The 18,601-nt window shown below is 32.6% G+C and carries 4 protein-coding genes; 1 reads left to right on the top strand and 3 read right to left on the bottom strand.

The features are described 5' to 3' along the window. Positions 1 to 107 precede the first annotated feature (107 nt). Entirely contained in the window at positions 108 to 6,914 is a 6,807-nt protein-coding gene (locus F3G70_RS10220) for an Ig-like domain-containing protein (RefSeq protein WP_149732609.1), read from the bottom strand. 338 nt (positions 6,915 to 7,252) lie between these two features. Here F3G70_RS10220 and F3G70_RS10215 point away from each other — a divergent pair, with 338 nt between their 5' ends. Next, positions 7,253 to 16,198 carry an Ig-like domain repeat protein gene (locus tag F3G70_RS10215; RefSeq protein WP_188118161.1) on the top strand — a complete coding sequence of 2,982 codons (8,946 nt, stop codon included), beginning with the start codon at positions 7,253 to 7,255 and terminating at the stop codon, positions 16,196 to 16,198. 581 nt (positions 16,199 to 16,779) lie between these two features. Here F3G70_RS10215 and F3G70_RS10210 read toward each other — a convergent pair. Both F3G70_RS10210 and F3G70_RS12145 read right to left on the bottom strand, forming a co-directional pair. Continuing rightward, a complete protein-coding gene (locus tag F3G70_RS10210; RefSeq protein ID WP_149732607.1) occupies positions 16,780 to 17,955 on the bottom strand; it encodes a tetratricopeptide repeat protein in 1,176 nt (391 codons plus the stop codon). Between the two features lie 9 nt (positions 17,956 to 17,964). Next, the coding region (locus tag F3G70_RS12145) for a hypothetical protein (RefSeq protein ID WP_188118160.1) at positions 17,965 to 18,601 on the bottom strand (637 nt) is incomplete at its 5' end.

Below are 18,601 nucleotides of genomic sequence, written 5' to 3'. Positions count from 1 at the left end.
CAACTCAAATTATTTTTTTAAAATTGTTTTAATGTATGTCAAATATAGTTTAAATAATTTAAGTCATTTGTGAAAAATAAAATTGTCGGTGATGGTTCTTTTTGTGTTTATTCTTTGACTGTGACTGTGTTTGCTATGTTTAGCCCGTTGTGTGTGGAGGTTATTATGTATTTGCCGGGCATTAGGTTTATGTTTAGTTTAGCTATTCCCTCATCGTTGGTTGTTCTTTCGTAGAATACTCCGTTGATGTTGAATGTTATTTTTTCGTTTGTGTATGCTTTTCCTTGTCCGTTAACCAGTTTTACTTCGAAAGGTTCTTTCGTTCCGTATTTTTTGGTTAAATCCTTAGCCGTTAACGTTGGGAGTACGGTTATTTTATTTGATGCTTGACATCCTTCGTAGTCTGCAGTAATAATGTATTCTCCCGGGTTTAGGTTGATGTTCATTTTAACATGGCCTGTTTCGTTGGTGTATCTTTCATAAAATACTCCGTTGATGTTGAACGTTACTTTTTCACCTGCTTTTGCTGTTGTTCCGTCGGTTTTTATGATTTTAGCCACATATTGTGAGTTGTTTTTGTAGTATTTGGTTAAATCATTGTTTTCCTGTATTTTTGAGATTACTGTAATTGTGTTTGTGTGTTGTTCTGTGCTGTTAGGGTTTATTGCGGTTATTATGTATTTTCCTGGGTTTAGGTTGATGTTCATTTTAGCTATTCCCTGTTCGTTGGTTGTTCTTGTGTATAATACTCCGTTTATGTTGAATTGTATGTCTATGTTTTTGAGTGGTTCTCCTTTGGTGTTGTAGAATGTTGCATAGTATTGTGTGTCGTTTTTATGCATTTTTACAATGTCTGAACCGTTTATTGTTGATTTGATTGTTATTGTGTTTGTTTTTGTAATGTTCTTGTATTTGCTTGTGATATTGTGTGTTCCGCTGTTGAGGTTTATTGCGATTCTTGCATTACCTTCATTATCTGTTGTTCTGCTGTAAGTGTTTCCATTAATTATGAATTGCACTGTTTTGTTAATTAATGCCGTGTTATCTTTCATGAGTCTTGCTGTGAATTTGGATCCGTCTTTGTAATACATTGTTAAATCGTCACTTTCTATTCTTTCCAAATCATATTTTATGATATTTAACTGATTAGTTGTTGTAATGTCCTGATATTTGGCTGAAATTGTATAGTTTCCTTCTTTAAGGTTCAATGTTAATGTGGCCTGACCATTTGAATCAGTTTTGTTTGTATAGGTTTTATTTTCAATTGTAAATACTATTTCTTGGTTGGATATTGTTTTATTGTTGTGGTCTGTTAATTTTACAGTGTATCTGAAGTCAAAGTTTTCGTAGGATTTCACATTGATTCCTTTTAATGTGTAGGTTTCAATGATTTCAAAGTGATTTGTTATTTTCGCATCATTATACCTGGCGTTTATTGTGTAGTTTCCTTTTTCAAGGTTTAAGTTTAATATTGCTTGACCGTTATCATTTGTCTTGTTTGAATAGGTTAAGTTATCCATTTTAAATGTTATTTCAGCATTTTTAACTGGATTTCCGTTGTGGTCGGTTAGGTTTACTTTGTATTGGAAATCTCTTTGACTGTAAGCTCGTATATTATTTGCCTGAAGGACATAATCTTCACTTATTATCGTTAGATTATTTGTTATTTGGGTGTTTTTGTATATTGCAGTTATTGTGTAGTTGTTTGCAGGTAAATTAAGCGTTCTTGAAGCTTTTCCTTCTTCATTCGTTGTGTTAGTGTATCTTCTGTTGTTTATTATGAAGGTTATTGTTTTGTTTATTAGCGGTGTACCATCCGTTCTTGTAAGTGTTATGGTGTATGTGAAATCTGTGTTTTCGTATGCTTTGATGTTTTGACCAGTTATCTGGTGGTCTTCAATGATTTCCAGATTGTTTGTGGTCGTTGTATTTTTATAAGCCGCAGTTATTGTGTAATTTCCTTCCTTGAGGCTTAAAGTTAATATTGCTTGACCATTAGCATTTGTTTTATTTGTAAATGTTTTATTTTCAATTGAAAATATGATTTCTGCACCTTTCACGAAATTTCCGTTATGGTCGGTTAAATTAACTCTGTATGTGAAATTATATTCCGCATAAGCTTTAACATCATTACCAATTAATAAGAAGTCTTCAACAATCTCAATGTTATTTGTGGTTGATGTGTTTCTGTAATTAACGGTTATTATATAGTTTCCACCTTTTAAATTGAGGTTTAACACAGCTTGGCCGTTATTATTGGTCGTATTCGTGTAGTTTTCTCCATTGATATTGAATGTGATTTCTGCGTTTTGGATTGTTTTCCCGTTGTGGTCTGTTAAGTTAACTCTGTAAGTAAAGTTAGTTTCTGAAAACGCTTTAACATCATTTCCTCTTAAAATATAGTCTTCGATTATTTCAAAGGTATTTTCAATAGTTCTATTTTTATATTTAGCTATTATAGTGTAGTTTCCAGTTTCTAAGTTAAATGTTAGTGTTGATTCTCCTTTATCGTTTGTCGTATTAGTAAATGTTTCATTTCCAATAGTGTAAGTTATTTCGGCGTTTTCTATTGGATTGTTGTTGTGGTCAGTTAATTTTGTTTTATATGTAAAATTGGTTCCTGAATAGGCTTTAACGTCATTTCCCATTAGATGTGAGTCGTCAACGATTATTATCTGGTTTGTGTGGTTGACTGTTTTGTATGAGCTTGTTATGGTGTAGTTTCCTTCTTTCAGGTTAAAGTTCAGTGTTATTTTTCCGCTGTTGTCTGTTTTATTGGTGAATGTCCTGTTTTCAAAGTTGAATGTGATTTCAGCGTTAATGATTGGTGTTTCATTGTGGTCGACCAATATTAATGTATATGTGAAATCAACATTTTCATAGGCTTTTGTATCGTTTCCTAGGATAAATGCATCTTCTATAACTTTAATGTTATTTTTTGTTGTTTTGTTTCTGTATTGTGCGGTTATTTCATAGCTTCCCACCGGTAAGTCTAGTTCTAATTCTACACTTCCATCATTTCCGGTTATTCTGGTGTATGTTTCATTATTAACCGCTATTGTGATTGTTTTGTTTGCTATTCCATATCCTTCCTCATCCGTTAATGTAATATATATTGTTGCATTCTCTGTATTGTAGAATAATGAATCATATCCAGTTAAATTCAATAATTCTTCACATTCGTATGTTAAATTTGTCATTGAGTAATTGTAGTATCCATCTCCTTGATAATAAATGAATATATTGTTTTCCGCTTTTGTGAAGTTAATTGGCAATATTATTTGGCTGTTTGTCAAATTAACTTCATAAATGTCATCATTAATGTATATTAACACCAGTCCGGTTGTGTTTGGGGTTGCATTAATGTATAGTATGTTGTTTTCTATTTTTGCAGTAATGTTACTTTGAAGTTTTATTACAGTGAATGTTGTTGTTGCAGTGAATGCTGCATATTTTTTATCTCCAGGAAATGTCACTGTCACGTTGTATATTCCTCCACTGAGATTTTTTATTGTTATTGTATTTTCTCCGTTTTTAAGGAAAATTATTTGCGTGTAATTGTTTATCGTGAGGTTAGCTTCTCCAGCTACCTCTCCTTTCGGCAGCAAGGTAATTATTAATTTTTGTATTTCGCCGGCATTAATGTCAGTTGCATTAATTGTGAGATTTGTCAGGTATTTGTTTACTTTAAATACTGCTGTAGCATTAGCTGATTCATAGTATCTGTTTTCCCAGGTCTCTATTGTTATGTTGTATTCTCCGGCTGCGAAGTTTTTAAGTTTCAGTTCTGTCCCGTTTCTTACATAGACTGTTTTTCTTGTTGTTTGGTTGTTTTCATCAATGATATAAAGATATGCTTGTGTTGAGACTTTTTCCGGTGATAATGTAACTTTCACTATTCCTATTTCGCCATAGTTAATTTCATCTATTGATATGTTCATGCTTGTTGGCTGTTTGTGGACAGTGTAGTTATGGTGGTAAAATGACTTGAAATAGTCTTCATCCCCTTCGTAACGGATTATTAAGTCATATGTATTTGGAATTAATCCAGGAATTGTTAGTTGAGCTTTTGTATTTTTAATATTTGTTGTGTATTTTGTTCCATCCACTATTACTGAGATTTTTCCTGTTGGTTGATGCGTTAAGTTTCCTGTAACGGTCATGTAGAATGTTGCATTTTCTGGATATGTGATTTCTTCTGCTTTCACGTCCATTTGTGAGTAGTTTTTGCCGATGTCTATTTCAACTTCTTTGATGCAGTATCCTATTCTTGCTGTTACATCGTATGATCCTTTGGCTTCTGTTTTATTGAATTCTATGCTTGCTTTTCCATTTACCAATGGGGCATAGATTATTTGTTTTTCATTGTTTCCAGTTATTGTGAATTCGACGGTCATGTTTGGGAGTAATTCGTAGTTTTCATAGTATTTTCCATTGTCCAGTTTCAATGTTGTTGTGATATTTATTTTTTCTCCGATTTGAAGTGGGTAGTATTCCTGTTCTACATCAAAAACAAAATAATGGCCAACAGGGGCTGTTGAGAAATGATTATATGGGTCCTCATTCGTGTCAAAGTAGTTATAAGCAACATCTGTTTCTCCACCTTCATTAATTATGAATATGACAATGTTTTTTGATTCATCTCCCCATCTATCAACTATTGTTGTCGTGTTAGTGTTTATGAATAGATTGTGGTATATTTTTATTTTTCCATTATTGTGGATACCCCATGTTCCTGAACCGCTATCTGCTTTATAATTTTTAAAGTCAATAATATTTCTTTCAAATAGCATATTTCCTTCGTTTAGAATTATTCCCACATATCTTGCAGGATAACTTTGATCTAATCCAATTTTACAATTTATAAAAGATGAATTATATATCGTAGCATTTCTATTTTCTTTATTGTCGATAACTCCATATGAACCGGAACATTCTTCAAAAAGTGTTGAATTAACATTCAATGTTCCGTCATTGAATATTGCTCCCCCTTTATCATATGCACTACTTCCGATTATAGCAGAATGACTAATATTTAATTCTCCTTCATTGAATATTGCTCCGCCTCTCATGTTTGATGCATGAGTTTTATTTATAATGGTGTTTTCTATTATTAATTCACCATTATTATAAATTGTACCTCCGGCGAGTTGTGTATGGGTAATATCTAAAATACTATTGTTAAAATATGAATTTTTAATATTCATTTCTCCTTTTGTTATTATTGCTCCGCCGGTTCCCCAAAATGCCTGTATATTATTAGTATTTAATCCGTCAATAGTCGCATTTCCTGTATTATATATCGCTCCGGCCGATGTTGCTACCGCATTTTCAATATTGGTTTGTGTTAACACTAATTTTCCAGTATTGTAGATTATTCCGCCTTCAAACTCATTGTTTGTTTTGACTTTCCTAAGATAAATTGTATAATCTTTATTGTTAACAAAATAATCGAATTTAGCATAGCCTTCAGTATAAGATCTAAAACGGTTAGCTTTCAGGGAAATATTTGTAAAATTAGAATTATTAATGCTTATTAAGTTGCTTGAATAAATCGGGCCTGTTGTCACTTCATCGTCCCATCTTAATTTATATGAATAGACTCTTGAAGTTTGTAAAATGGTCTCTTTATCAGGTATTATCTCGAGATTTGGGGTTTGCACATTTATTTCTGTGAAATTACAATCATTTATAAATATTTTTCCGTCATTAATCATTAATTTAGCGTCAATTTTATCAAATATGGAGTTTGTGATGTTTATTGAAGCATTATTGGCATTATATATTACTGATGGGCTACTAATTTGTGTGGCAATTTTATCTTTAATGATTTTTATTTTTTTAGGTAAAATAATATCATTAAAAGTCGTATTAATGATTTCTAATTCATTTTGATTATAAATTAAAGAAGTTACATTGTTATCAAGTGTTTTCCATTTTGATAATGTTTGAAATTTTTTAATTTCACTGAATTTTGAATTTATTATTTTCAATTTGCCGTTATTGTTAATTGCTTTTCCATAAGTGTCTGTGAAAGTACAATTATCTAAAATACATTCATTTTCAACATTTATTATATAGTCATATGTGTTTTCAAAAATTATGTTTTTAAAGTTGACATTTGATGTTATATTAATAAGATAATCATTGTCTAACCCGTTAATTCTTGCGTTTTTTCCTATTATGGTGATATTTTTTGTTATTTCAATTGTATTCTTTATTTTATCCGAATATAGTGTCAAATCATTTAAGTATATTGTACTGTTATTATTAGCAAGTTTTATTGCATTTTCCAGTGAATCAATTGAATTTGTCCAACTTGAATTGGAAGTTATGATTTCGCCATTTTCATTTATAATCACAATAGAATTATCAGTTAATTTGCTAAGTGAAATAAATTCGTTTTCATGGAAAATAAGAGTATTTGAATCTAAACTACATAATTTTACCTTTAATTCAGTATCATAATTTTTTAAAGCATAATTAAATGTCGCATTAAATGAGTAAGGTGCGCCAATGGTTGTTGGATAATTTTTATTTGATACTGTTGAAAGAGGTACTTTTCCAATTGTTTCTTCGTTTTCCACAATATATGCTGGAAAATCGTCTAAAGTAAATTCAGTCACATGTGTAATTCCCGAAAAATTAAGAAAAATTTCAACATTATCTGCCGAATTGATTTTATTAATTTTTATTTCATAATTGTTTATTGTCCATGCAGGTTCATTATTAAGACCGTTATAAGTCCCATATCCTAGCACTTCGCTTTCATTTTCATCTATAGGGGTTGTTAAAATACATTCTTCATCTGGGCTATTATTATCTGATGTAGCATTAATATCTTCAATTGCATTTACGCAACTTATGGATAGCAATGTACATAATATTATTGAAATTAGAATTATTTTTCTCATTTTGCACACCTTATTTGATTAAAAATTAATTTTATATTATTAAAATTTTATTGACTTATTAATTAATATTTTTTACTAAAATTCATTTTAATTTGAAAAAACTATATTATTATATTTTTGTTTGTAATTAATTCCATATTTGAATGAATAATGGGGTTATGAGTGAATTGATATTATTGTAAATTATTTTATCAATTATTAAGTTCAATTGAATAGTTTTATATATTAATATTGACATATATCTATTCGTGTAATCAATTAAATTTTCTTTAATTTAAGTTTTACTTGAATAATAATTCTAATTGAAATTACATGAAAAAAGTATATAGATGGTAAATATGAAGTCTAAGTTTTTATTTATTTCTATACTGTTAATATTGGTTTTAAGTATTGGCGCTGTCAGTGCTGCTGATATTGACGCAGAAATTGATTCAAATTCAGACATTTCTTTATCAAGTCCTATTGACTTGGATGAGGGAAATGATGAATTTGACTATGTTTGTGATGATAACATAGATACGAATGACTCAGATAGCTCTCAACTATTGGGGGTTAGTGGGGATGAAGAAATAATTGGTGATGGTCAATTAACTAGAATTGAATTTAAGGATGCTGTTGATGGCGTAATTACTTTTAAAGAAACTCCTGAAGGCAGATCTTATGAAGATTATGGATTTAGATATAATACAGTTTATTTCCAGGCTTTTGATGAAAATAATAATTTAATAACCTTGGATGAAACAAACTCTGATTACGATTTTGCTGGAAGTTCTTGGGATCATAGTAGAAATCCTTGGAGAAATCCTGATGGGGATTATCAGGGCGTTCAGTTAAGATATCTTAATAGTTATGCAGATTATCCGGTAGATTCTGATTTAAAAGAAGGAACTTATGAACTTGTTATTTATAATGCTAATAGAACATTTTCTCAAAATGTAACAATAGTTCTTTATCCACCTAGAAAAGTAGAAGCTACAGTTTCAATTGGGGATGTTATAGCTGTCAATATTACGACAAATGATGGACCGGGTAATTTCACAGTGTATTCCGATACTGAATCAGTAGCTAATGGTACTGTCGATGAAAATGGTAATGCTTCAGTTACATTTGAAAAAAAATTGGGGGTCCATAATATAAAAGTTGTTCTTGATGGTAATACAACTGCAGGATTAACATGGGAAGATACAATTTTCATTCCCGCACCAGGAATGTTTTCTGACTTAAATAATATGATTGCTGATAATGATGTTGTAAATTTAACTTATAATATTGTTTTAGACCCTTATGAAGTCAACCTATTTAAAGATGGTATCGTAATTAACAAAAATCTTACTATCAATGGTAACGGTTACACCATTAATGGTACTGATTTAGTAAGAATATTCTATATTAAAGATAATGAAAATGCTAATGTAGTTTTAAACAATTTAACTATTACTGGTGGTCTTGCTACTTCTGATCATGGTGGTGCAATCTATTTGCGTACCGGTAGTTTAACTATTGAAAATTGTACTTTTGTCGGTAACACTTTAAAAAATAGTGAAGCTAATGGTGGTGCAATTCACGCTTATGAAAGAACCACTTTAACAATTAAAGATTCAGTATTTGAAAATAATACTGATGTTCCAAAAGATGCTGGAAGATGGTGGAGAGCTAGCCAACAATATGGTGGAGCTATCTATTGTAGAGATTATGTAAATTTAAATGTTACTAATACTGTATTTAAAGGTAATAAAGCTATTAATAATGATTTTGAAGGTAGGGAAGCTAGAGCTGGCGCTATTTACTCAGTGGGTTCTAATTCCAACAATAATATTGTAAACTGTACTTTCATCAATAACACTGCAACTAATGGTGTTGGAGCCATTCAAACACGTGTTGCAAATATTATCGGCTGTATATTCGATGATAATTATGCAGACAATGATTGGCCTACAATTTACTATGAAGGTGACGGTAAAGGAACAATCTCATATAATGTATTCTATGACGATACTACCCAAATCAGATTAAGAGATAATTACAAAAATGTTGTTGAAGAATACAACTGGTATGCAACCAATGAACCGGATAAATTAGTAAGATTAAACGATGAACTTTCTATACCTAACAAATATTTAATGTTAAGTGTATATAATGAAGGCACTACTGTAAAAGCAGGATTCATGAAAGATTCTGATATGGGAGACATTCCTGATATTAATGCTTTGCCTTTAAGAGAAATTACATTAACCGGAGACGTTAATGAAACCGAACCTGCATTAATTGATGGTGTAGCTACCGTTACATACACTTCCGATATTACTAGTGAAAGTAAAATCACTGCAACAGTTGATGATTATACTGTAGAGTATACTCTTGCTTTAGGTAATATTACTTCTATTGATGCAATATATGTTGAAAATACTACTGTTGGTGATGATGGTAAGATTATTGTATATGCATTAGGGGATAATGGCCTTGTTAATGGTAAAGGAGCAATATTCATTAATAATACAAAATTCGATGTTACTTTTGAAAACGGTGTTGCAATATTAGATGTTGGAAGCAATATGGATGCTGGAATTTATGATATTTATTGTTATTATTCTGGTGATCCTAATTATGTGCCTATGTCTGATAAAGTAAAATCAAACAATAAGTTTGAAATAGAAAAAGGTGAAGTTACAATAACTTACACTATTAATTCCAATGCTTATGTTACAATTAGAATTACGGATGATAAAGTACAACCAACCGGAGGTTTTAAGGCTGATATCGCAGGTTATGTTAATTCATTTGGTGGAACTAGTGTAATGTATAATATTCCAGCTCTCAAAACATTACCAAGCGGAATATATGGTGTAAATATTACTTATACTGGTGATAAAAATCATAATCCTTCTTCTTTAATTGATACATTAGATTTAACTAAACATAATGTTACTTTCAATATTACTCAGGAAGGAACTGTTTTCACATTTAATCTTACAAATGAATACGGTAACCCTACAGGAAGAATCAATGTTAAATTTGAAGGTCCAAACACAATTTCAAGAGATTTAAATTTAAATAATGGTGTTGCAAAGGAAACATTTAATGATTTACGCAATGGAACCTACAATTTAACTGTAACATTTAATGGTGATATGTACTTTGAAAAAGGTAGTGCAAATGATACGGTAAGTATTTTTAAATTACCTGTCACTTTAATTGTGGATCCAGTTATCATTAAACAATTCAGAACTGATAAGAGATTTGATGTAATTGTTGTGGGCAGTGAAGACGGTCCAATTCCAACAGGAAGTATTACTTGTCCATTTAGTTATGATTGGCCAAGTTCTGCCGACTTAGATTCTGAGGGTAAAGCAACTTTAACATGGGAAGGTTGGCTTGATCCTTATGATTCATTAATGAATGAAACAAGAATAATCAAATATTCAGGTGATTCTGTATATGAAGGAGCTGAAATTGAGATTTTGCTTCAAAGTACTCCAAATCTTCAAGTTCAAACCAGAATTACTGAAAACAATATACTGTTCTCTTTCAATACAGAACCAAATGGTCCGGGAATAATACATATTGTAGAAAATGGTGAAGAGTTAGGTAATGTTAGTTTCAGGAGTTATTATTACCCAGAGTTTGAATTAAGAAATGTAAGCGAAGGCGAACATATTTATGAATTTATTTGGGAATATGCTAATAATGGAAATAACTACACATTCACTGAAAAAGTAACTTTAATCACTCCGGGAACTTCCCAATGGACTAACTTAGGAAATGATTATAAAAATACCGGCAGCACTAACGCTACCCGTTCAGATAATGTATTCATCATTTGGAATTCAACAGTATCTAATGATTTACGCGCATCTCCAGTAATCGATTCAAGAGGAAATGTCTATTTCTGGGCCGGAGCCGTTTATGGGTTTAGTGAAGACGGTGTTCAAATATTCAGAATTGGTGAAGGTGCACCGGGTATTGCAATATTCATGGACCAATATCTTATCAACCCACAAACCGGTAATGCATTACGCGTTTATGATGTAACGACTGGTAAACAGGTAGCAGGTAATATGTGGCATTTATCCAGTAACTATGCTCCTGTAGTCTATACTGATGATAAAGTGTATATTGCATCTCAATGGGAGTATGGTGGATATTTAGGATGGACTGAATACGCTGAACAATATGATGGAACCATGTGGGCTGACTGTTATAATATGTTCATTGATAGTCCTTTAATAAGTTCTCCTACATTCGACGACAATGGATATGTATATGCAGTAACTGAACAAGGACTTAAAGTTGCAAAACTTGCAGACCGTAGTATTATATTCTCATCTCCGGACATTGCAACCAGCGGACGTGTAGTTGTTGATGACAGCAATATCGCATACGCATTTGCAAAAGACAACACTATTGTTGCATTTACCATTGAAGGTCCTTTATGGAACGTTACCATTACAAATAGCAGCGGTGACGTTTTAGCAGTTGATTCAGAAAACGGTGCTCTTTACACTGTAAATACTGACGGTATTGTATATAAAATAGACACTGAAACTCAGGAAGTAAGTGAAGTATATAATATTAATGCTACCGCAATATCCATTATCATTGATGGTGACGGTAAAGTCTACATAAACGATAAAGAAGGTAACCTTTACGCATTCGATAATGAAGGAAACCTATTATGGAATATTAGCTTAGGCTCAAAAGGTTCAGGCAGCTTAGCTATGGCTCAAGACGGAACCATTTACGCTGTAGTTGACAAAACATTATTCGCTATTGGTTACAGAGATCCAATTTCTATTGAAGTAACTGTTCCTGAAGGCAACTTCTCAGTTTTAGACAATGTAACAATCACTGCAACATTGAATGAAACTGTTGAAGGTAATATCATTTTCACTGTTGGCGATTTAATCCAAGTTGTTCCTGTTAACGGAACCGCTGCTGAATGGACTACTACTCTTCCTGGCGGCGAACAGGTCATTGTTGCTACTTTCGAAGGTAATGATGCATTCATGCCTGCTGAAGGTAATGTTACTGCAGATATTTCAAAATTACCTGTTGAATTTGTTGATGTTCCTGAAGAATTAATATTTAATAGTGGAGATATGGGACAATTTATCTTTAATTTAGCTTATAATAATACAAATATTACAACTACTGGAAATCCATTTAAATGTTACTGTGATGGGGAAGAACTTGGGCTTTGGAGAAATTATTTCGCAGCTTATGATACTGATGGTTTCTATGTCTTCGGATTAATGCGCATTGCTCCAGGTACTCACGACATTATCTTAACATTCACTGGTGATAATACTTATGATGAGGTCAATGCTACATTTAAAGCAATTATCGTCCCTAATGTGGCTACTAACGTAAACATTGGAGAAGATAAAATTGTTATTGATGTCATGATTACTGCTGATGAAGTTGAGGATTATTATGAATTCGATGATTACACTCCTATTGACGATGCTACCGGTAAATACGCTGTAATTATAAACAATGAAACTATTGCTGAAGGCACTATCGAAAACGGTACTGGCAGTGTAACATTCGATAAATTGGTACCTGGTTCATATGATGTTATCGTTGCATATGATGGTAATGATAAATATCTTGGAAATAATGGTACTGCTTCAATTTACATCCCTAGAACTTCACAATGGCCTAATGTGGGTAATGATCCTCAAAACAGCGGAATTGCAAATGCTACCCGTGGAGATGGAGTATCCATAATATGGGGTGCTGCTTTAAACGGTGATTTACGTTCATCAGTTGTCATTGATTCATTTGGAAATATTTACTTAACTGACGGTTCTAAGGTATATTCATTCAATAATGACGGTACTTTAAGATGGACTGGCGGTGTAGGTACTGCAGGTCTTGCAATTTATAACGACGAATTAATATTTGATTCTCAATCTGGAAATGCAATGATTATTCTGGATGCAACTACAGGTAAAAGCATTGGCGGTAACTTCTGGTATGCTTCAAGTTCATATGCTCCTGTATTTATGGATGGAAAAGTATATGTCGTAACCCAATACGGATATAACAATGGTGGTGGCTGGAATGGAAACCACTGGATTGACATATTCACTAATGAACCTGATTATCAAGGCCTTCCTGTTTCTGACGGAACATTCATCGTAGAAGTTAATGGTGTCGGATATGGTTCACCGGGTGTTGTAGCAACTCCTTCATTTGATAAAAACGGATATGTTTATGCAAATACCGTTCAAGGATTCAAAATAGTCGAAATTGCAACCGATACTGCTGTATTCAGTGATACCAGCATTAAACCTGTTGGAAGAGCTGTAATTGATTCCAATAACATTGCTTATGTTTTAGACCCTGCTCTTAATGGAATTTATGCAATTAACATTGAAGGCATTGTATGGAATGTAACCGTAACAGACGGTATTGGAACAACTCTCGCTGTTGACAATGAAAACGGATTATTATATGCAGTAAATGCTAACGGAACCTTATACAAATATGATACTGCAAATAATGGTGCTGAAAGCGAAGTTTACGCTCTCAATGCTAGTGGTGTAAGTATTATTCTTGATGCTGACAGCAATGTTTACGTAAGTACTGCTGCCGGTGATGTTGTAGCTATCAGTGCTGACGGTGAATTATTATGGACTATTAACTTAGGTTCAAAAGTCTCCGGTCAATTAGCTATGGATTACAATGGTATTATTTATGCTGTTGCTGATAAAAAGTTATACGCTTTAGGATGTGACGCAAACATGTCTGTTGCAGCAGAAAACCTCACGGTATTCGATGATGAAATCATTACTGTAACTATTGCTGAAGATGCAATTGGAAATGTAACTATCTACTTCAATGGAGAAATTAATGAAGTTCCTATTGATAACGGTGTTGCAACATGGAATGTTAGTAAATTAGCTGCTGGCAACTACACTGTAAGCGTAGCTTATCCTGGTAGCGGTTCCTATGGACCTGCTTATGCTGAAACAGTATTTGAAATCATCAAAGCAGATGCTGAAATTGACTATGAAGTAATTGCAGACATTGAAGAATCAACACTTACCTTAACTTTACCTGCTGATGCAACAGGTATCGTTTTAGCTAAAGTAAACGGCAAAGGTTACTATGCAGAAGTTGAAGATGGTACTGCTGTTATTTATATTCCTGAATTAGCACCTGGCAATTACACTGCTGAAGTAACATACTTAGGTGACGATAACTATAACGCTGCTTCATTTGAAGTTCCAATTAATGTATCTGAACCATTAGATCCAGAACTCAAATTAAATGTCAACGGTACAGAAATTACCGTAACAATTAATGAAAACGCTACCGGTGCTATTCTTGTTCGTGTCGGAGACTTTGTATTCATTAATATTACTGAAGACGCTCCTATCATTATTGATGTGAGCGATTTCGCTCCTGGAACTTATGATGTTGTCGTCAGATACACTGGTGATGATACTTTCGCTAATGCTACTGCTAATTCTACCGTAACGGTTCCTGAAGTCGTTCCGGAAAACCCTGAATTAGCCGTATCAGTTGAAAACACTACAATCACTGTAACTATCAATGAAAACGCAACCGGCATGTTAATTGTAAGTGTTGGTGAATTCAGTTTCATTTATGATGCTGAAGATGCTCCAATTATTGTTGATGCAAGTGATTTAGCTCCTGATACATATGAGGTTATCGTTACCTACATGGGCGATGATGTTTTCGATTCAGCCAACGCTACTGCTAAAGTGACAGTTCCTGAATACGTACCTTTAGACCCTGAACTCAAAGTCACTGCTGAAAACGCTACCGTAACAATTTCATTAAATGAAAACGCAACAGGTTACGTTCTCGTCACATTAAACGACGACGATGACATGTTCTTCGAATTCGATGGCGAAGACATTGTAATTGACATTTTCTTCCCAGGAAACTACACTGTTGACGTCAGCTACTTAGGTGACGAAATCTTCGCACCTGCAAACGACACAGTAACCTTGGAAGTTCCTGAAATCGAACCTGAAGACGCTAACCTAACCGCAACAGCTCAAAACACTACAATTACCGTAACCGTTAACGAAAACGCTACCGGTATTGTTTTAGTTGACGTTGACGGTACAGGTTACTACGCTCCTATCGAAGACGGTCAGGCTACCATTGAAGTTATCGGATTGGACGAAGGCGAATATCAAGCTGAAGTTACCTACACCGGTGACGACATATTCGCTCCTTCTAACACAACCGTTGCAATCACAGTTCCTTCATCCGGCAAGAACGACACTCCAGTCGATCCTAAAGCTGACATTAACATCAGTGAAAACGGTATTGAAGTGACCTTGCCTGAAGACGCAACCGGATATGTTTTAGCTGACGTTGACGGTCATACTGCATGGGCTCCTGTTGAAAACGGAACCGCTTCATTTGAATTGCCTGAACTCGCTCCTGGTAACCATACCGTAAGCGTTATCTACACAGGGGATAAGAAATACGATTCAGCAAACGCTACTGCAACGATTACTGTCGAAGCTCCTGAAGAAACAATCTTCTCTGAAGACTTGGTCAAAGTCGAAAAGGCTCCTGACAGATTCGAAGCCAACTTCACAGACGCTGAAGGAAAACCATTAGCTAACGCTAACGTAACATTCGAATTAAACGGCAACGTCTACACAAGAGTAACTGACGCAAACGGTAAAGCAGGAATGAACATCAACCTGGAAGCTGGTAACTACACTATTGTCATTACCAACCCTGTAACCGGAGAAGTCAAAAACAACACAATAACTGTCCTGTCAAGATTTGTAGATGCAAACGACCTTGTAAAATACTTCAGAAACGAATCACAATATGTGATTACTGTTTTAGGCGATGACGGTAAAGTCGCTGCTGCCGGAACCGTTGTAACCTTCAACATCAACGGAGTATTCTACAACCGTACAGTCAACGAAAGCGGTCAAGTAAAACTCTCAATCAACTTAAACCCTGGTGACTACATAATCACTGCTGAGTATAAAGGATGCAGAGTTTCCAACAATATTACAGTATTGCCTGTATTAACCGGTAATGATTTAACCAAGAAATACGGTGTTGCTGGTGCTTACGAAGCCACATTAGTTGACGGTCAAGGTAAGCCATACGCTAATCAGGAAATCGAATTCAACATTAACGGTGTATTCTACAAACGTACAACCGACAGCAATGGTGTTGCAAAATTAAACATTAACTTAATGCCTGGCAAATACATCATTACGGCTACTTACGGAGCAGCAGCAATCTCCAACAACGTAACTGTAACCGCTTAGGTATTAAGCATGAGAAGTTTTAATTAACTTCTCTCTTTTTTTATTTTTTCATATACCATTATTAATTTTAATTTAGTGTTTTTCAATTAACGATTAATTATTTTAAGATTTGCATTAATTATTCATCTACTTTCATTAACAAGTATTGATTTTATCAGTTGTTTCTTTAATTAAAATGGGTAGAAATCTTCACCAGATTATGGTGCGGTTATTTTTATCTGGTGAGTTGTTCGAATTTTTCGAGGAACTGAATTTATTCCAATTTTTCTTCAGTGGAAGGTCTGTTAGAATAAATGAATGGGAATCGAAAAAATCATTTAAAGGCAATATTGATTTTTTCAACTTATGGTTGATAAATTCTAAAAAACGATAAATTCTCATTTAAAGTATAATATTAACTTAATTATATTAATAGACTATAAAATTAACAGCAATGTATTAATGGAGTTTAGAAAAAAGTAAATTTGAAAAAATCTCCCCTATTTTCTAATCATACTCAGGCATTTTCTCATTTTCGCCCAATACATTGATTTATTTAATTCATAAATGATTTTTCTCTTCGTTTTCGATAGTACGTAAAATTAATAATAAAATAATGGTAAATCCTCCATTTCTGGCATGTTTTGAGCTTCTTTTTCTAATATTTCTGCCTCATCAGTACTGCCTAACTCTTTTAGAATTTTTACTTTTTGCAAAGCAATGTCCTGACAGTTGTCATCTAAACTGAATGCTTCATCGATGACGTTTAAAGCGTCATCAAGACGATTTAGATTAACTAATGTATTGGATTTGTTAATATATAAATCAAGGGCATTTGGATTAATTTCTAATGCTTTATCAAAGCAAATTAATGCTTCATCGTACCTGCCTACTTCATCTAAAAATAATCCTTTCTTATTCCAAATATTAGAATCATTTGGATCTAATTCTAATGCCTTGTTGATGCATAATTCTAAATTTTCATAGTCTTTTAACAAATGATATGTTATGGATTTGTTAACCCAGCATACAACACAATAAGGATTAATGGCTAAAGCTTCATCAAAATATTTTAAAGCATTATCATAATCTTTCAAATCTTTAAAAATACTAGCTTTTCCAGATAAGGATATTTCATTTCCAGGATTTATTTTTAAAGCATTATCATAACATTTTAATCCATCTTCATATTTTTCTAATTCCGATAAAATATCTCCTTTATTGTTCCAATATTTATCTTTATTTGGATTTAATTTCAATGCTTCATTTATATAACTAAGGGCATCATCAAACATTCCTAATCCACTTAAAATACTAGCATAATTATTCAACAAAGTATCGTCTTGTGTTGTTATACAAAATGAATTAATAAAATTTTTAGCTTCAGATAATCTTTTTAAGGCCAATAAATCAAGTAATTTTCCTATTTTTGCATAATCATTATTTTTATCAATTAATAATGCATTGTCATAATTTTCTAAAGATTCATCATACCTTTTCAATTCATATAAAATCATTCCTTTATTTATTATATTTTCAATATTATCTGGATTCAATTCTAAGTATTGATTTAAATAAAATAAAGATTTTTCTAAATCTTCCATTTCATAGTATGCCTCAGAGATTAAATTATTGCATTCAACAATCTTGAAATTTTCATTTATTAAGTATAAGCAAATTTCAATGCTTTTTTCATAGTTTCCTTCACGATATAATTTTATTGCTTTTTTAAAACAATTTTTTAGTTTTCTGTTGTTAAATTTTGATAAAATATTCATAACTATCTATCATCCTTTATTTGTATTATTTAGATTTAGTAATGCATCAACAATTTCTTCACCCAATGCATCTATAATAATCCCTGACAATGAAAATATAATAAAATCCATAATTAACCAATTTTTAAGAAATTCTACATAATTACCTGCTTCCCAACACATTTTAGCATGTTCATACGCATCTCTTAACAGTTTTCCATGATTTTCTATTGGTGAAGGGGAACCAGTAAGGGATTCATAACCATTTTGTTTAATTCTTTTAGATTCAATTTGAATTTCTCTTAAACCTTTATCTAAATCTGGTGACTTTAATATTAAATTTAAAGATTCGTATAAATCAGAATTTGGATTTATAATCAAATGGCTTGTAAATAAAACATTTGTGTTTATGCTGGATAAATAGAATAATGCAAAGATTAACCTTTGTTCGAAGGGCACATTATCCAGTTCTCCTAAATTCAAATATTCGATTGCGTCCCATAAAATATCTATGGTATTATTTGTATGGTAATATTTTGCCATTCTATGAAAACCCACATTTTCCAGCATTTCTGCTAATTTCGGCCTATTCAATTCAAAAATAACTGGTAGGGCAATAATCATGAAAGCAATGCTTGAAGCAGATAGTTCTGCAAGAGTTAATGCT

The sequence above is a fragment of the Methanobrevibacter millerae genome (genome assembly GCF_900103415.1).
GTDB classification, from domain to species: Archaea; Methanobacteriota; Methanobacteria; order Methanobacteriales; family Methanobacteriaceae; genus Methanocatella; species Methanocatella millerae.
Note: the sequence above shows the minus strand (reverse complement) of the source record. Positions and strands in the feature narration are given on the sequence as shown.